The 19,084-nt window shown below is 40.9% G+C and carries 11 protein-coding genes; 7 read left to right on the top strand and 4 right to left on the bottom strand.

From position 1 onward, the window contains the following. Positions 1 to 73: 73 nt before the first annotated feature. On the bottom strand, positions 74 to 1,117 hold the full coding sequence (gene galT, locus J5A60_RS02750) for a galactose-1-phosphate uridylyltransferase (protein ID WP_212510501.1): 1,044 nt from the start codon (positions 1,115 to 1,117) through the stop codon (positions 74 to 76). Between the two features lie 243 nt (positions 1,118 to 1,360). Here galT and J5A60_RS02745 point away from each other — a divergent pair, with 243 nt between their 5' ends. From J5A60_RS02745 to mglC, 4 genes are all read left to right on the top strand, one after another. Then, the gene (locus J5A60_RS02745) at positions 1,361 to 2,380 is read left to right on the top strand and encodes a substrate-binding domain-containing protein (RefSeq protein ID WP_048748779.1); all 1,020 of its coding nucleotides are present in this window, start codon (positions 1,361 to 1,363) and stop codon (positions 2,378 to 2,380) included. Positions 2,381 to 2,596: 216 nt separating this feature from the next. Then, complete coding sequence (mglB, locus tag J5A60_RS02740; protein WP_048748781.1) at positions 2,597 to 3,589, top strand: galactose/glucose ABC transporter substrate-binding protein MglB; 993 nt, start codon at positions 2,597 to 2,599, stop codon at positions 3,587 to 3,589. Positions 3,590 to 3,662: 73 nt separating this feature from the next. After that, entirely contained in the window at positions 3,663 to 5,195 is a 1,533-nt protein-coding gene (mglA, locus tag J5A60_RS02735; protein ID WP_162541378.1) for a galactose/methyl galactoside ABC transporter ATP-binding protein MglA, read from the top strand. An 18-nt stretch (positions 5,196 to 5,213) separates the two neighbouring features. Next, entirely contained in the window at positions 5,214 to 6,224 is a 1,011-nt protein-coding gene (gene mglC / locus J5A60_RS02730; protein WP_006717420.1) for a galactose/methyl galactoside ABC transporter permease MglC, read from the top strand. An 83-nt stretch (positions 6,225 to 6,307) separates the two neighbouring features. On the opposite strand, the gene J5A60_RS02725 is transcribed toward mglC, so the two are convergent. Continuing rightward, positions 6,308 to 8,164, bottom strand: a complete 1,857-nt coding sequence (locus J5A60_RS02725; protein ID WP_212510500.1) for an ATP-binding protein — start codon at positions 8,162 to 8,164, stop codon at positions 6,308 to 6,310. Between the two features lie 140 nt (positions 8,165 to 8,304). Continuing rightward, positions 8,305 to 9,525 (bottom strand): beta-ketoacyl-ACP synthase I, encoded by a 1,221-nt coding sequence (gene fabB, locus J5A60_RS02720; RefSeq protein ID WP_212510499.1) that lies wholly within the window; start codon positions 9,523 to 9,525, stop codon positions 8,305 to 8,307. A 166-nt stretch (positions 9,526 to 9,691) separates the two neighbouring features. Between fabB and mnmC the strand changes: the two genes are divergently transcribed. The 3 genes from mnmC (at position 9,692) to J5A60_RS02705 (ending at position 18,325) form a co-directional block, all read left to right on the top strand. Beyond that, the gene (mnmC, locus tag J5A60_RS02715) at positions 9,692 to 11,710 is read left to right on the top strand and encodes a bifunctional tRNA (5-methylaminomethyl-2-thiouridine)(34)-methyltransferase MnmD/FAD-dependent 5-carboxymethylaminomethyl-2-thiouridine(34) oxidoreductase MnmC (protein WP_212510498.1); all 2,019 of its coding nucleotides are present in this window, start codon (positions 9,692 to 9,694) and stop codon (positions 11,708 to 11,710) included. A 196-nt stretch (positions 11,711 to 11,906) separates the two neighbouring features. After that, entirely contained in the window at positions 11,907 to 15,056 is a 3,150-nt protein-coding gene (locus tag J5A60_RS02710) for a TonB-dependent hemoglobin/transferrin/lactoferrin family receptor (RefSeq protein WP_212510497.1), read from the top strand. A 272-nt stretch (positions 15,057 to 15,328) separates the two neighbouring features. Next, positions 15,329 to 18,325, top strand: coding sequence for a TonB-dependent hemoglobin/transferrin/lactoferrin family receptor (locus tag J5A60_RS02705; RefSeq protein ID WP_212510496.1), 2,997 nt, complete (start codon positions 15,329 to 15,331; stop codon positions 18,323 to 18,325). 107 nt (positions 18,326 to 18,432) lie between these two features. Here J5A60_RS02705 and grpE read toward each other — a convergent pair whose 3' ends face one another. Beyond that, positions 18,433 to 19,011 (bottom strand): nucleotide exchange factor GrpE, encoded by a 579-nt coding sequence (gene grpE / locus J5A60_RS02700; protein ID WP_212510495.1) that lies wholly within the window; start codon positions 19,009 to 19,011, stop codon positions 18,433 to 18,435. Between the last annotated feature and the right edge of the window lie 73 nt (positions 19,012 to 19,084).

The raw sequence follows: 19,084 nt of genomic DNA, 5'->3' as shown, positions 1-19,084 counted from the left end.
TACGCATGAAGTTGAATTTTATTCAGCCAAATCTCCCCTAACCCCTCTTTGCTAAAGAGGGGAATTAGGTACATTATTTCAGTTTATAGTGAATTTCACTCAACGCACGCAGTCTTTCTGCTGCCTGTTCCGCCGTTAAATCACGTTGGCTTTCGCCGAGCATTTCATAGCCCACCATAAACTTGCGCACGGTAGCAGAGCGTAAAAGCGGCGGGTAGAAATGGGCGTGCAATTGCCAATGGTCGTTTTCCTCGCCATTAAACGGTGCAGCGTGGAACCCCATGGAATACGGGAAAGAGGTTTCAAATAGGTTGTCGTATTTGGTCGTGAGTTTTTTCAATATCACCGCCAAATCTTTCGCTTGCGCATCACTTAATTCCGTCAAACGTTTAACGTGCACTTTTGGTAACAACAACGTTTCAAACGGCCAAACTGCCCAATACGGCACCACAGCAACCCAATGTTCTGTCTCCACAACGATGCGTTCTTTGCGTTCCAATTCTTGTTGAGCATAATCCACTAACAGCACGGAACCGTGTTTCTCGTAATATTGGCGTTGTGCTTTATCTTCTCTTGCCACTTCGTTCGGCAGGAAGCTGTTGGCCCAGATTTGTCCGTGTGGATGTGGGTTAGAACAGCCCATTGCCGCCCCTTTGTTTTCAAAGATTTGTACCCATTGGTATTTTTGTCCGAGCTCACGGAGCTGTTCCTGCCAGACTTTAATGACCTCTTCGATCTCAAGTGCGGTCAATAATGGCAACGTTTTACTGTGATCCGGCGAAAAACAAATGACGCGACTTTCACCTCGAGCTTGTGAACTTTGGAATAACGGATTGTCATTCTGCTGCGGTGCAGGCGTGTCTTCTAACAGCGCGGAGAAGTCGTTTTTAAACACATAAGGTTTGTGATAATCGGGATTCGGTTCACCGGTAATGCGTTTATTACGCGGGCAAAGATAGCAATTCGGATCGTGACTTGGCTTTTGTTCTTCATTGACTTTCTCTTGTTGTCCTTGCCATGGACGTTTAGCGCGATGAGGAGAAACTAAAACCCATTGGTCGGTTAACGGATTATATCTGCGGTGCGGATGATCGGTAGGTTCAAAAACAGTTGTCATAATGTACCTATGTTCGGTTGTATTTAATTTATGAAAACGATTACAAAAATATGGCATAAAATAGCATATTTAACAAATTAAACTGTTAGCAAGATCACAAAAATGAATTTCTATTTGTTTAAGCCATAAAGCGATGAGAAAAACTGTGACAGAAACGACACTTTTAAAAGTAAGCGTTTCCAAAAAGTCTTTTTTCCGATTATGATTCCTTAGGTTTTAGTCACACATAATGAAGGGATATCTATGGTTACTATTCGAGATGTTGCTAAACAGGCTGGCGTTTCTGTCGCGACAGTATCTAGGGTGTTAAATAATCACCCTTGTGCGAAAGAACACACACGTGCCGCTGTATTGAACGCCATTGAACAATTAGGCTACCGTCCAAATGCCAATGCGCAAGCCTTGGCTTCGCAAAGTTCTGATACATTAGGCGTCGTGGTGACCGATGTAACGGACGCTTTTTTTGCAATTTTAGTGAAAGCAGTCGATCACGTCGCCATGGAACATGGCAAAAATATTTTGATCGGTATGGGGTATCACCAAGCGGAAAAAGAAAAAGAAGCCATTGATACCCTACTGCGTAAACGTTGTAATTGTTTAGTCGTGCATTCCAAGGCATTAGATGATCAAACTTTAGCGGATTATTTAGAAAGTGTGCCGGGAATGGTGATTATCAACCGTTGTATTAAAGGTTATGAATCCCGCTGTGTCGGATTGGATAACCAAAAAGGCACTTATATTGCTACCAATACACTAATTAACGCAGGACATCGCCATATCGGTTATATCGGCTCAAACCATAGAATTAACGACGAAGCTGAGCGCAAACAAGGTTATTTGAATGCGCTTACAGAACATGGTATTCCCGTTGTCGAAAATGCCATCGTACATAGCACACCGGATTTCGAAGGTGGTGAAGAAGCCATGATTAACCTATTGAGTTATAACGATAATTTAACAGCCGTTGTTGCCTACAATGATTCCATGGCTGCGGGTGCGTTATCCGTACTCAATGAAAATAATATCAAAGTACCGAAACAGTTCTCTATTATTGGTTTTGACGATATGCCAATTGCCCGTTATTTGGTGCCTAAACTTACAACAATTCGTTATCCTATTGATCTTATGGCAAATTATGCCGCAAAACTGGCACTAAGCTTGGTTGATAAAAGCCTTTCTTTACCTATTAATCCGCAATTTAATCCGACATTAGTCAGACGTTTTTCAGTGGAAAGCGCCTATCCAAAGGAGGAAAAACGTTAAAATTGCATTATTTTTGAGCGAGAGATGTAATCGTTTTCATAAATGTGAATATGATCACATTCTTTCCCCAAAAAACAAGGTATCCTTACTGCCAATTACCCGAGTAGCGATTGCAGTGTAAAAAGGTAAGATTTTGATAATAATGCTTTAATGAATTATCACTGAAATAAACCCCTCTTTATTCTTTATATGAACAATTAATGGAGAACATGCATTATGAAAAAAACAGTATTAAGTGCAGTTGCTTTAGCAGTAGCTTTCGGTGCCGGCATCAGTGCAGCACAAGCAGAAACCCGTATCGGTGTGACAATCTATAAATATGACGACAACTTTATGTCTTTAATGCGTAAAGAAATCCAAAAAGACGCAGATCAATTAAAAGACGTGAAATTATTAATGAATGACTCTCAAAACGCACAGTCTATTCAAAACGACCAAGTTGACGTATTACTTTCAAAAGGCGTAAAAGCGTTAGCGATCAACTTAGTTGACCCATCTGCGGCACCAACCATCATCGGTAAAGCAAAACCGGACAATATTCCTGTTGTGTTCTTCAATAAAGACCCGGGTGCAAAAGCAATCGCTTCTTATGATAACGCTTACTTTGTAGGTACAGATCCGAAAGAATCAGGCATTATCCAAGGTGACTTAATTGCAAAACAATGGAAAGCAATGCCGGCATTAGACTTAAACAAAGACGGTAAAATCCAATTTGTTTTATTAAAAGGTGAACCGGGTCACCCAGATGCTGAAGCACGTACAAAATATGTAGTAGAACAACTACATGCTCAAGGTATTCAAACTGAACAACTCTTCATTGATACCGGTATGTGGGATGCCGCATTAGCAAAAGACAAAGTAGATGCATGGTTATCCAGCTCTAAAGCAAATGACATCGAAGTGATCATTTCTAACAATGACGGTATGGCATTAGGTGCATTAGAAGCAACCAAAGCTCACGGTAAAAAATTACCAATCTTCGGTGTTGACGCCCTACCTGAAGCATTACAACTGATCAAAAAAGGTGAACTTGCTGGTACTGTGTTAAATGACGGTGTAAACCAAGGTAAAGCCGTTGTTGAGTTATCTAATAACTTAGCAAATGGCAAACCGGCGACCGAAGGCACTAAATGGGAACTTAAAGATCGTGTTGTACGCGTTCCTTATGTTGGTGTAGATAAAGATAACTTATCAGAATTCTTAAAATAAATTTGTTTTATTAATGTAAGGGGAAGCGTAGGACAACACTTATGTCCCTTCCCCTTTATTTATGAGGTTGGATATGACAGAACAAATTCAAAGTCAAAGCGGAAGCCAAAATGGCGAAGTCCTGCTTACCATGACTAATGTCAGCAAGTCCTTTCCGGGCGTAAAAGCCTTAGATCACGCAAACTTAAGCGTCCGTTCGCATTCTGTACACGCATTGATGGGGGAAAACGGTGCGGGTAAATCCACGTTGTTAAAATGCTTGTTCGGCATTTACGCTAAAGACGAAGGTGAAATCTTGTTTTTAGGCAAACCCGTGAATTTTAAAACCTCAAAAGAAGCCTTAGAAAACGGCATTTCCATGGTGCACCAAGAACTTAACCTTGTGCGTCAAACCAGCGTAATGGATAACCTATGGCTAGGTCGTTACCCGCTTAAAGGGCCTTTTGTAGATCACGCGAAAATGTACCGTGATACCAAAGCTATTTTTGATGAATTGGACATTGATGTTGATCCAAAAGAAAAAGTAGCCAAACTTTCCGTTTCACAAATGCAGATGATCGAAATTGCGAAAGCGTTTTCTTATAACGCAAAAATTGTGATTATGGATGAACCGACATCCTCACTTTCCGAAAAAGAAGTGGAACATCTGTTTAAAATCATTCAAAAATTAAAAGATCGCGGTTGCGGTATTATTTATATTTCTCACAAAATGGACGAAATCTTCAAAATTTGTGATGAAATCACCATTCTGCGTGATGGAAAATGGATTAATACCGTGCCGGTAAAAACCTCCTCCATGGAAGAAATCGTCTCCATGATGGTAGGCCGTGAACTCACCCAACGCTTCCCGGAAAAAACTAACGTACCAAAAGAAATCACCTTAGAAGTAGAAAATCTGACGGCATTAAACCAACCTTCTATTCAAGATGTATCTTTCAATTTGCGTAAAGGGGAAATTTTAGGGATTGCAGGTCTCGTCGGCGCGAAACGTACAGATATTGTTGAAGCCATTTTCGGCGTGCGCGAACTGAAAAGCGGCACCATTAAGCTCAATGGAAAAACAGTAAAAAATCATACCGCACTTGAGGCAATTAACCACGGTTTTGCGCTCGTGACCGAAGAACGCCGTTCAACAGGGATTTACTCTAACTTAAGCATTGAGTTCAACTCTCTGATTTCCAACATGAAATCCTATTTAACCCCTTGGAAATTGCTCAGTAATAAGAAAATGAGCAGTGACACCCAATGGGTAATTGATTCCATGAATGTCAAAACGCCATCACACAAAACAACGATTGGCTCACTTTCCGGCGGTAACCAACAAAAAGTCATCATCGGTCGTTGGTTATTAACCCAACCTGAGATTCTGATGTTGGACGAACCGACCCGCGGGATCGATATCGGTGCAAAATTTGAAATTTATCAATTAATTCAGGAACTGGCGAAAAAGGATAAAGGCATCATCATGATTTCTTCCGAAATGCCTGAACTCCTTGGGGTAACCGACCGCATTCTCGTCATGAGTAACGGTAAAGTTGCCGGTATCGTTGAAACTGCAAAAACCTCTCAAGAAGAAATTTTGCAACTTGCCGCAAAATATTTATAAATAACAAAGGAACAAATTATGAGTGCCTTAGAAAAAAATAAATCATTCGATTTCCTAAAACAAAATGCGATTTATTTTGTGTTGTTGATTTTACTTGGCATCATCATCGCACAAGATCCAACATTTCTTAACTTGGTCAACTTCAGTAACATTCTGACCCAATCCTCCGTGCGTTTAATCATCGCTCTTGGGGTTGCCGGCTTATTGGTGACACAAGGTACCGACTTGTCCGCCGGTCGTCAGGTTGGTCTCGCCGCGGTAATCTCTGCGACCATGTTGCAATCCATGGAAAACATGAATCGTGTTTTCCCTGACCTCGGTGAAATTCCAATTCCGGTAGTTATCCTTGCCGTTTGTGCTGTGGGTGCAGTCATCGGTTTAGTCAATGGTTTAGTTATCGCTTACTTAAACGTAACGCCGTTTATCGCCACCATGGGTACCATGATCATCGTTTACGGTTTCAACTCCCTTTATTACGATGCTGTAGGCGGCTCCCCTATCGCCGGTTTCAGCGAAAACTTCTCTGTTTTTGCTCAAGGCTTCATCCGTCTAGGTTCGTTTAAGCTCTCCTATATCACTATTTATGCCGCTATTTGTGCTTTCTGTGTGTGGGTGATGTGGAATAAAACACGCTTTGGTAAAAACATTTTTGCTATCGGTGGTAACCCTGAAGCGGCAAAAGTTTCCGGTGTAAACGTTGCTCGTAACCTTGTTGTCATCTACATGATTGCCGGTATGTTCTATGCATTCGGTGGTATGTTAGAGGCCGGTCGTATCGGTTCTGCAACCAATAACCTCGGTTTCATGTATGAATTGGATGCTATCGCAGCCTGCGTGGTGGGTGGCGTGTCTTTCGCCGGTGGTGTGGGTACGGTTATCGGTGTTATTACCGGGGTAATCATCTTCACCGTCATTAACTATGGTTTAACGTATATCGGTGTGAACCCTTACTGGCAATACATCATCAAAGGTAGCATCATCATCCTCGCGGTAGCTATCGACTCCTTGAAATACGCGAAGAAAAAATAATCTTCCGATTCATGAAACATTGAAAAACGCCATAAAAAACGACCGCACTTACCAAAGTGCGGTCGTTATTTTTTGTATTTTAACTACATTTCACTGAGCTTGAGGCGTAATTTATTAACATCTAACTGCCACTCTTGCGCCAAAATATCCACCCAATGCGCAATATTCTCCTGCCAATTTTCCGCGTCACCGTTCTGTGCCAACGCAGCAATTTGTTGCAAGCGTTTTAACCCCACCGAAGCTAAAGCGCCTTTTATTTTATGCGAGGTTGAAAGCAACTCAGCTTGCTGTTCCGGCGCCTTCTCATACGCTTGGTAAGCCTGTTGTAATTCAATCACATAACCGCTCATTGCCTGTTCAAATAAAGTGAGATTATCCTGCACAAACTTCACCCCCAGCATTTCAATTAACTCGCCCAGCATTTTCGTGTCAAAGTCTGTAGATTCCTGCAATGGTTTCTTTTCCACCACATCAAAATGTTTGATTTCTTCGCCAAAATAATCCAACAAACATTGATTTAATTCATCGAGAGATAACGGCTTATGAATGACATCATCCATGCCTTGTTCCAAATACGCTTCTTTCTTTTGCACCACATTCGCTGTCAACGCAATCAATGGCGGAAGAAAATCATAAATGCCATTTTCATAGTTTTCACGCAGATGATGGGCAATATCAAAACCTGACATATCCGGTAACTGAATATCCAAGAAGACGAGGTCGTAATAGTTCTCCTCAAATTTTTGAATGGCTTCCGCCCCAGTCATAGCCACATCAATTTGGTAACCGAGTTTTTGCAACATAGATTTTGCGACAACGATATTCACTTCAATGTCTTCCACCAACAAAATGCGCAATTTTAACGGCACTTTATTACCACTTTCTACCGGCTGTTGAGCCTCTTTAGCTTTAAAGGTCAGTAAGAAGGTTGAGCCTTTTCCTAATTCACTACTTACCGTCAAATCGCCCTCCATTAGCTGTGCTATAGTTTTAGAAATTGATAAACCAATCCCACTGCCCAAAGATTTGTAGTGATGAGAATCTACTTGATAATACAGTTCAAAGACTTTTTCTAAATCCGCTTCCGCAATACCGATGCCGGTATCCGTCACACGAATAGCAAATTCATCTTCAGCAGTTTGCTCAATAGATAAGGTCACACTTCCCTGCGGAGTAAATTTCACCGCATTCGTAATCAAATTCCATAAAATCTGGCTTAATCGCACCCCATCCAACATCAACCAATTCGGTAATGTCGGTGGACAAATTAAGCGAAATTCTAAGTGTTTTTCTCCCGCAATGAGCACAGCAAAATTACTGATATCATTCAGCAACGCATACAAATCCGTTTCTTTACGATTTAACTCAATACGACGCGCATCAATTTTTTCTAAATCGATAATATCGCTGAAGATATGAGAAAGGGAAATTGCACTGCTGTTGATGGTTCGTAAATAACTACTCTGGCGTGCTGTCGGCTGTTCTTCCAATAAAATGCGACTTAACCCAATAATGCCATTTAACGGCGTACGTAATTCATGGCTAATTGTGGTCATTAATGTGGTTTTATCTCGGCTGATTTTTTCCACTTTATCCAATGCCGCCGATAAGCGTTTTTCCGCTAACAGTCGCTCTTGCACTTCATTTTGTAGTTTCACCACCGAACGAGACAATGCTTGGCGAGAACGTTCTAATTTTTCCACCAATAAGGTAAAGAAATAAATCACAAAAGGCGCAGAAATCATCCCGAATACAATGGAACGTAAAAGATCTTGCCAATAGATTGTGCCAACAAAAATCAGGCTTAATACCATTTGTGTACATAACGCCAAGATGGCCAGAATTAACACACCTAAAATAGAAAAACGGATTTTCCCCAGGCGGACGACCCAATCCACATAACGACGCGCAAAACTACCGAACTGTTTGATATTCTTCATAGGATTCCATGGAAAGAGAGAAATAATAAATATTGTACCTTAACTGTACAAAGGATGTTGAGGCGTTTTAAAGACAAAAAAGTGCGGTCGAAAAACATATTGAATTTCGACCGCACTTTTAAGAGAAATAACTCGACGGATTAACCGTTATAACGTTTAAACACGAGTGTGGCGTTCGTGCCACCAAAACCAAAGCTATTTGACATTACAGTTTGTAAACCGGCGTTTTCTTTAATTTCAGTGACGATGTTGCAACCTACAGCTTGTTCATCTAAGGTTTCGATGTTAATGCTTGGTGCAATGAAATCGTTATCTAACATTAACAAAGTGTAAATCGCTTCATGCGCACCCGCGGCCCCTAAAGAGTGACCTGTCATAGATTTGGTGGAAGAAATCGCCGGGATTTTATCGCCGAATACGTTTTTAATCGCACCCAATTCTTTCACATCACCAACTGGCGTTGATGTACCGTGCACGTTGATGTAGTCGATTGGTGTGTCAATGTTTGCCATGGCTTGTTTCATACAACGTTCTGCACCTTCACCGCTTGGCGCCACCATGTCATAACCGTCAGAGGTTGCACCATAACCGACGATTTCCGCATAAATTTTCGCGCCGCGGGCAAGCGCGTGTTCCAATTCTTCCACAACCACCACGGCACCACCACCGGCAATGACAAAACCATCACGGTTTGCATCATACGCACGAGACGCTTTGGTTGGGGTTTCATTATATTTGGTGGACACTGCGCCCATTGCGTCAAATTCAGTCGCACATTCCCAAGATAATTCTTCTGCACCACCGGCGAAAACGATGTCTTGTTTACCTAATTGAATAAGTTCTAATGCGTTACCAATACAGTGTGCTGAAGTGGCACAAGCGGAACTGATACTGTAACTCACACCCTTGATTTTGTATGGAGTCGCTAAGCAAGCGGATACGCTGGATGCCATAGTTTTAGTGACGGCATAAGGGCCGATGGCTTTCACGCCGCGCGGACCACGCACAGCATCACAAGCCACCAACTGGTTGTGGGCAGAGCCTGTGCCAGCGCCGATCACCAAGCCGGTACGTTCGTTAGACACTTGCTCTTCGGTTAAACCCGCATCTTCAATCGCTTCTTTCATAGAAAGATAAGCGTATGCCGCCGCATCGCCCATGAAGCGATACACTTTACGATCGATTAACTCGCTCGGGTCCAATTTAATGGTACCGGCCACATGGCTGCGCATTTTCATTTCAATAAATTCAGGTACGATTTCAATACCGGATTTACCGGCTTTTAATGAAGCCAATACTTCTTCTTTGTTGTTACCAATACTGGAAATAATACCAAATCCGGTGATTACTGCTCTTTTCATTCGTTCTTCCTTATGAGTTGGGAAAATCATTTCGACTTACATTTGTTAGCTGAGCGCAATTTACTATGAAACCAAAATATTGCAAGCATTAATTATAACGTTCGACCAGTTAGGCCAAATCAGCGTATGATATAGCCCAAACGAAATTAGCCAAGGAATGAAATCAATGCGCGTTATTAGCCATGTCGACATCAGTTTTAACCAAGAAAACACGCCTGTTTCCAATCAATTTGACGATGTTTATTTTTCTAACCAAGACGGTTTGGAAGAAAGTCGTTACGTTTTTCAACAAGGCAATCAACTGTGGCAACGTTGGCAACAACACCAACAAAGGCACTTCGTCATTGCAGAAACAGGCTTCGGCACAGGGTTGAATTTTTTCGCCGTCACCACACTTTTTCGTGATTTTCGCCAACAATTTCCACAGGCAACATTACAACGCCTATTTTTTATTTCCTTTGAAAAATATCCGCTAACCGTAGAAGCCCTATCGCGTGCTCATCAACATTATCCGCAATTTGCCTCTCTCTCCGCACAATTACAACAGCATTGGTTAGATCCCATTGAAGGTTGCTATCGTTTTCATTTTGAGGAAACCACGCTCGATCTTTGGTTTGGTGATATTCACGACAATTTGCCACAGCTCGGCGATTATATGCACAACAAAATCGATGCGTGGTTTTTAGATGGATTTGCCCCCAGCAAAAATCCTGATATGTGGAATGACGCGCTTTATACGCAAATGTACCGTTACACCAAACCGCAAGGCACGTTCGCCACCTTCACTGCCGCAAGCGCGGTGCGTAAAGGTTTAGAAAATGCCGGTTTCAGCGTGCAAAAGCGCAAAGGTTACGGTAAAAAACGTGAATGCTTGGCGGGTGAAAAAACACTTGAAAAACCCACCGCACTTTTCACCCCATGGTACCTGCCACAACCCGCCCAGTTTGAGAGTGTGGCGGATGTTGCCATTGTGGGTGGCGGCATCGCCTCCTTATTTACCGCATTCGCCTTAATGCAACGAGGCGCGAACGTCACCCTTTATTGCGTGGATCCACAGCCGGCGATGAACGCCTCCGGTAACAAACAAGGCGCATTTTATCCGCAACTGAGTGACGATGACGAACGCAACATTCGCTTTTACATACAGGCTTTCGCTTACGGCTTACAACAATTACGTAACGCCGAAAACCTCATTAAATTTGAACATGAATTTTGTGGTGTGGCACTGTGCGGCTATAACGAAAAAAGTGCGGTCAAATTACAGAAAGTTTCGCAACTTCAGCTGCCTGAAAGCCTTTATCAAAGCCTAAGCCAAGCAGAATTAAGCGCTAAAGTCGGTCTCCCATTGCCTTGTGACGGCGGATTTATTCCACTGGGTGGATGGCTTGCGCCACAGCAATTTGTGCAGAATCTGTTTGCTTATTTGCAACAGCGTGGGCTCAGCATAAAAACATCGCAAAAAATGACCGCACTTTCCCCACAAAGAAACGGCTGGCTGGTGACGAATGCTGAAAACGACAGGTTCCATCATCAAATTGTCGTTCTCGCCAACGGGCATCAACTGCATGAATTTCCTCAAACGCAGTCGCTACCGCTTTATGCCGTGCGTGGGCAAGTCAGCCAAATTCCCATGTCAGAGCATCTGCTGAAACTGAAATCCGTGCTCTGTTATGACGGCTACATCACGCCTGCCGATCAGGCTAAAACCAGCCATTGCATTGGCGCCAGCCATGTGCGTGATTGCGCTGACCGCACTTTTAGCGAGCAGGAACAGCGGGAAAATCAGGAAAAAATCCAAAAGAACTTAGAGGGTATGCCTTGGGTGAAAGAGGTGGATACCTCTGCCAATCTGGCGCGAATCGGCGTGCGTTGCGCCGTGCGGGATCGTATCCCAATGGTCGGCAATGTGCCGAATTTTGAGCAACAATGTATAGATTATAAAAATCTGTTTAACTTGCTTCGCCGTAAACAGGCCGTTTCACCTGCTACCGTACACCCTAATTTATATCTCATCGGCGCCCTCGGCTCACGCGGTTTAACCTCAGCCCCGATATTGGGCGAAATACTCGCTTCGTTAATCTACAACGAACCACTTCCGCTCAGCGAAGACCTTATACACCATTTATCAGCAAACCGTAGTTGGATAAGAAAATTGTTGAAAGGCACTTCTGTCGCAGATCTTTAAGCCCACCTTCCCAAGACCTATTTGAAAAAATAGGTCTTTTTTTCGTCATTCCATAAAATGAAATGTGATGTATATCAAAAAAATTAAAAACATATTGTTTTTAATGCTTTGCACAAAATAAAAGTCCACATAAAATAATGCGAACCATTATTATTTACATGATAATTATTTTTGATTTACTAGGAGCCATAAATTTATGCGTAAATTTAAACCAAGCTATCTTTCCCTTTCCATTCTTACAGCACTAAGTATTTCTTCTGTGACTTCTGCAGAGACAAGCAATCAACCGACAGAACAACTCAATGAAATCGTAGTGTCGGGCGATTCAAATGGTAACGGAAATGCTGCAGACAAAACCCCACCTAAAATTGCGGAAACCGTTAAAACAGCAAAAAAATTAGAAAAAGAACAAGCCCAAGATGTGAAAGATCTTGTACGTTATGACACTGGTATCACCGTTGTTGAAGCTGGTCGATTTGGGAACAGTGGCTTTGCCGTTCGTGGTGTAGAAGAAAACCGAGTTGCCATTCAAATTGATGGATTAGCACAGGCACAAACAATTTCCTCACAGGGGTTTAAAGAACTGTTTGAAGGCTATGGCAATTTTAATAACACACGTAACAGCGCAGAAATAGAAACGCTTAAACAAGCAACGATTCGTAAAGGTGCAGATTCTCTTAAATCCGGTAGCGGTGCATTGGGTGGCTCAGTCAGTTTTGAAACCAAAGACGCGCGCGATTATTTAATCGAGAAAAATTACTACGCCTCTTACAAGCGCGGTTACAACACTGCGGATAATCAAAATCTAAACACGTTAACATTGGCAGGACGCTATAAATGGTTTGATGCCATTGTTGTGGCAACGTCTCGTAAAGGGAATGAACTCGAAAACTTTGGCTATAAAGACTTTAAAGACAATATCCAAGGTAAAGAAAGAGAAAAAGCAGACCCTTATCGTCGTACGCTAGACAGTACATTAATGAAATTCGCTTTCCAACCGACAGACAATCATCGTTTCTCGGTAATGGCCGATTTATATAAACAAACCTCTAAAGGCCACGACTTCTCTTATACGTTGAAAGCAAATACGCAGTATCAAAGTTATGATGAAGCCGAGTTACGTCATACAGACGATAAAGTCGAACGTAAAAATGTTGCCTTTACGTATGAAAACTTTTCCTCAACACCGTTTTGGGACACATTAAAAATTACCTACTCCCAACAAAAAATCACCACTCGTGCGAGAACCGATGACTATTGTGATGGAAATGACAAATGTGCCTTGGCCGGTAACCCACTTGGGATGAAATATAACGACGAAAACAAACTTGTCGGCAAAGATGGTAAATTAGCGTCTTATTACAATAAACCGGCGATGTCTCAACCTGATTCAGATACAACAGTTGATCTGCCAGTAGAACCATATAATGGAAAAACCAAAAAATACAAATGGCAACGAGTTAACTGGGATAAACTTCCTAGTGGCTATGAAGATTATTATGTAAAACCAGGCAATAAGTCTTGTGATAATGATTTCAGCTCTTGGGACTCACCAAAAGTGGGAGATGTATCAACCTGTAAAGCTACACTATCCAAAAAAGGAAGCACTACCCCAGCAGAAAGCAAGTTAAATATAAATGGCAAAAGCTATGATCTCTTGGGTGCCGATAAAGGTTTAATCGGCGATGAACAGCTTGTTCCAACCAATGTTTCTCATATCTTTAGCTGTGAGGCATTTAATTGTAATAAACCAAACATTACCGGCTTTCAAAAAGACGGAACACCAGTCGATATTCCTATTGAAGTGTTCGAAAAAGATGGCAAAAAATATGCCAAAACAGCCATCATGAGTAATAACCAATTGAGCGGGCCGATGTTTTTCATGCCAAATAAAAAAGGCTATCAAGACAATTTATGGTCACAACGCGATCTAGTCAGCAAAACCAAACAAGTTAATCTCGATCTGACCAAACATATCGAATTAGGTAAGACTCAACACGAGCTATCCTATGGTGCATTGTGGGCAGAGATGGAAAAATCCATGGTAAATACGTCAGGAGCCAGCCCGCGTAACCTGAAATGGTGGGCAGAATATCCTGCAAACTGCGATACCTTCTTAAGTCCGACAGAATTAAATCCGGACAGATCACATACTCTCTGTAACAAACAAAATGTATTTTCTTTCTTAATTCCGGTTAAAACCAAAAGCGGCGCATTGTATTTTATTGATGACTTCCGTGTGAACGATTATTTTGCCTTCAATGCGGGCTATCGTTATGACCGCGTAAAATATCAACCTGAATACATTCCGGGTGTCACACCGAAAATCCCTGATGATATGGTGACAAACCTCTATATCACAGAACCTAAGTTTGATCCAAATCGCGCCGATACGGATATGACGGAATTAGCTAAGAAAGAAGCCAACGCAATTGCCAATATTAAAGAAATTGCGCAACCTAAAAAATTCTCAGCGAGTTCTTATTCCTTTGGCACAACAATTGATCCGTTAGACTGGTTACGCCTACAAGTTAAATACAGTAAGGCATTCCGTGCACCGACAAGTGATGAAATTTATTTCACCTTTAAACATCCGGATTTTTCTATTTTACCAAATAAAAATCTTCAACCGGAAACAGCAAAAACAAAAGAACTCTCTTTAACTTTCCATAATGACATGGGGTACATCACAGGGTCTGTTTTTGATACCAGATATCATAACTTTATTGATTTATCCTATAAAGGAAATTACAACTTTAAAGGGCATTCTAAATTATTGCCATTTAGCGTTTATCAAAATATAAATCGCCCAAATGCGAAAGTAACCGGTTTTGAAATCTCATCTCATCTGGAATTAAGCTATCTTACTAAATTCCTCAATGGATTTAGCCTAAGTTATAAATATAGTCAGCAAAAAGGAAGAATGGATGGCAATATTCCAATGAATCCAATTCAACCGAAAACAGCAATCTATGGAATTAGCTATGCTCATCCTGATGAAAAATTTGGATTAGATTTATATGTTTCTCACGTATCCGCCAAAAATGCGGAAGATACTTATAATATGTATCACAAAGAAGAAGGTAAGAAAGAAACAACGCTTAAATGGAGAAGTGATTCTTACACAACCCTCGATTTATTGGGCTATGTTAAACCAATTAAAAATCTCACATTAAGAGCGGGTGTCTATAACCTAACCAATCGTAAATACATCACTTGGGATTCGGCGAGATCAATACGTCCATTTGGAACAAGTAATATGATCAATCAAAATACCGGATTAGGTATTAACCGCTTCTATGCACCGGGTAGAAACTATCGACTCTCTATGCAATTAGAATTTTAACCAACAAAAAAGGAGAAGTTTGAAACTTCTCCTTTTTTCTTCTAAAGTGCGGTCGCTTTTTATCACAAATTTTATCCATGCTTCCTATGGGCTAAATTCTTTCTTAGTGACCTATTTTAAAGGTTACAAACAGAAAAAATTTGGTGATATACATCAAATAAATCACAAAATTCTCATACACCTATTTTACGTCCATCCCTTTCTTTGTATAATAATAAAAATTATTTTTATTTGTATAAATTATATTTTTATTTACCAGGAGCCATAAATTTATGCATAAATTTAAACCAAACTATCTCACCTATTCCATTCTCGCTACTCTCACTATATCTACTGCCTATGCTGAAAACAGTACAACTCAAGATCAGCTCAATGAAATTGTCGTTTCAGGCAATGCCTCCGAGCCCAATGTACAAGAGAAAAAAGTGGGTGAAACACAAATTACTTCTCATAAACTAAGTAAACGACAAGCTGCGGATAGCCGAGATTTAGTTCGTTACGAAACAGGTATCACTGTTGTTGAAACAGGAAGAACCGGTTCAAGTGGCTATGCCGTGCGAGGTGTTGATGAAAACCGTGTGGGCATTATGGTTGATGGCCTTCGCCAAGCTGAAACATTAAGCTCTCAAGGATTTAAAGAACTCTTTGAAGGTTATGGTAACTTTAATAACACCAGAAATGATGTTGAAATCGAAAACGTTAAAATGGCAACCATCACTAAAGGCGCCGATTCCATGAAATCCGGTAGCGGGGCGTTAGGTGGTTCTGTAGCCTTTGAAACAAAAGATGCGCGTGATTTTTTGCTGAATAAAAATTATCACATTGGTATTAAACGTGGTTATCAAACTATGAATAATCAAAACCTAACTTCCGTCACTCTCGCTGGAAAATATAAATGGTTTGATGTGCTATTCATTAATACCGAACGAAAAGGTCATGAAATAGAAAACTATTATTACGATATTTATCCAAATGAGGAAGCCGATCATGCGGCGGTTGGGCGTACTCGTGAAAAAGCGGATCCCTACCGTATTACCCGTAATAGCAATTTGATCAAAATTGGCTTTCAACCAAACGATGAACATCGTTTCAGCGTGGCATTAGATGATTCCAAATTAAAATCCAAAGGCGCTGACCTGTCTTATAGCTTAAGAGCGCACTCCAGAACAGATACTGAACGCTATGGAGAACGTTTAACCAACGATAAATCCCAACGCAAAAATACCCAATTTACCTATGAAAACTTTACCCAAACACCACTTTGGGATCATTTTAAGATTTCCTATTCCTCACAAAAAATTACAAATAACGCAAGAACAGATGAGTATTGTTATACGTCAAAATGTATTCAAGTCGAAAATAAACAAGGATTGCATTTAGACGATAGCAATGGTGTTTACAAAGTCGTTGATAAAACCGGTGGAGAAATCACAGGAAAAGGAATTGAAAGCGGTTGGAGCACAGAAAGTGAATATCGAAATGCCAAAGGTGAAAAACTCTCCGGGTTTGATTATAAAGAACAATCTGTGGAATCGACATTGATTGACTGTGAAAAATTAGATTGCTCTAAAAAATACAGAGTATTTGTTAAAAACAATGAGAAGTATGAAAGTAAATACCATTTTGAAGATCGTCAAATCGAAACTAAAACATTACCAAATGGAAAAAAATATGGTTATATCCCATTAAAATCTATCCCAAATGCTTGGGGAGGATTACAAGAGGAAGAACTGTCTTATTTATTCCCACGCTCCGCAGGCTATAGCCGTAATGACTATAACGATCGTGATTTAAATACAGATACCAACCAAATCAATTTAGATTTTGATAAAGAATTTGAGCTTGGCAAAACTAACCATAGTTTGAAATATGGTGGGTTATATTCCAAAACTGAAAAAAGCATGGTTAACAAAGACGGCTATCAGGGTGGAAACGTGCAATGGTGGGCTGATAATTTCTTCTGTAATGAAGCAATTGAGGGAACTTATCCGGTTGAACGCAAACCTGCACCAGATAAATGGCCTTCCGGTTCATGTACAGGTAATTACCGAGCCAAAACAGGAAACTTATCCAGTTACTTAATCCCGGTCACCACCAAAAACCATGCGTTCTATTTAGGTGATAATATTAAATTTACTGATTGGGTGGGGCTTGATTTAAATTATCGCTATGACCAGATCAAACATCTTCCAAGCTATAATCCAAATATTCCTGTACCAAAAGGTCTTATTGCCGGGATTTTTGTTCCTTTCCCTGACGGTGCGATTCCTTACGGCCCTGGTGCAAACTGCGGTTATAACACAGACTGTATGAACAAAAATTTTGCTCAAAATCTAGAGCAACTCTTGCGTACTACATCCTATAAACACCATTCTTATAACATTGGACTCAACTTAGATCCACTTGATTGGATGCGGGTACAATTTAAGTATTCCAACGGGTTCCGTGTACCAACCTCAGACGAAGTGTATATGACCTTTAAGCATCCAAGCTTTTCAATTACCCCAAACACCAAGTTGAAAGCAGAAATTGCTAAAACTAAGGAAGTCGCGTTTACATTTTATAAAGATCGTAGTTATTTCACACTCAGTGCATTTAGAACCGATTATGATCACTTTATTGATTTAGTCTTTATGGGAGAAAGAGCCATTGAGCAAGGCAGCGCATTAACTTATCCGTTCTATCAAAACCAGAACCGCGACGGCGCAAAAGTAACCGGTGTTGAAGTAAATTCACATGTTGAACTAGGCGATCTAACACCAATTTTACAAGGATTTAGAATAGGCTATAAGTTGACTCACCAAAAAGGTAAAGTTAACGGCAATATTCCAATGAATGCTATTCAGCCAACCACATCTGTATATAATCTAGGCTACTCTACTGAAGGTGATCAATATGGGATCGATTTATTTATCACGGATGTTGCACCGAAAAAACGCAGCGATACCTACAATATGTATTGGAAAACACAAAGTGAAGACCCAAATAGACTCGTTCAAGGTAAACGGGTTACTGACAGTACATTAGCTTGGCGAAGTGGACACTACACTATCTTAGATGCCATCGTTTACGCTCGACCAATTAAGAATCTCACCTTAACGGCGGGTGTATATAACATCACTGATCGCAAATACATCACTTGGGATTCTGCACGTTCTATTCGCGCAATCGGAACGCTTAACTTAATCGATCAAAATACCGGCGCTGGAATCAAGCGCTTCTATGCTCCAGGTAGAAACTTCCGCTTCAATGCAGAACTTACCTTTTAACCCAACAAAAAAGGAGAAGTTTCAAGCTTCTCCTTTTTCTTTCTTCTAAAGTGCGGTCGGATTTCAAAACGTTTTAGAAACTGACCGCTCTTTTATCTGTAATTAACTTACGCCGCGACCATCACCATTGCCGGGCGAATCACGCGACCGTTAAGCAAGTAGCCTTTTTGTAACACAGTGGTGATTTGGTTAGTTTCAAAGCCTTCCATCGGTTGCATGGAAATAGCTTGGTGGAGATCCGGATTGAAAATCTCACCGACAACGCCTACAGGCTCAACGCCGAAACGGGCAACCGTTGCCAATAATTCTTTTAACGTTAACTCTACGCCGTTAAATAAAGCTTTAACGGATTCGTCTTCCATGTTTGCCGGCGTGGCTAGAGCGCGTTCTAAGTTATCAATGGTGTTTAAAATGTCTTTGGCAAATTTTTCTAACGCAAATTTATGCGCTTTTTCAACATCTTGTTCTGTACGACGACGAATATTGTCGATTTCAGCACGAGTACGTAACAATAAATCTTGTTCTTTTTTTGCAGTTTCCGCTAATTGCGCTTCTAATTCTTGTACGCGTGCAATCGCTTCTTCCAAAGGATCTTCCGTTTGTTTTTGTTCTTCAACATCCACTTCTTGCGATTGAAGATCTTGTTCTAATTCTTCGTTTTGTTCTTGTTTTTGCTCGTCTGCCATTGTCATTCTCCGATTAATAAAAGTTGGGCGATTATAACAAAAAATGCTGCATTTACCACTTGAGTAAAAGGCT

The organism is Aggregatibacter sp. oral taxon 513 (assembly GCF_018128305.1).
Taxonomy (GTDB): domain Bacteria; phylum Pseudomonadota; class Gammaproteobacteria; order Enterobacterales; family Pasteurellaceae; genus Aggregatibacter; species Aggregatibacter segnis_A.
Note: the sequence above shows the minus strand (reverse complement) of the source record. Positions and strands in the feature narration are given on the sequence as shown.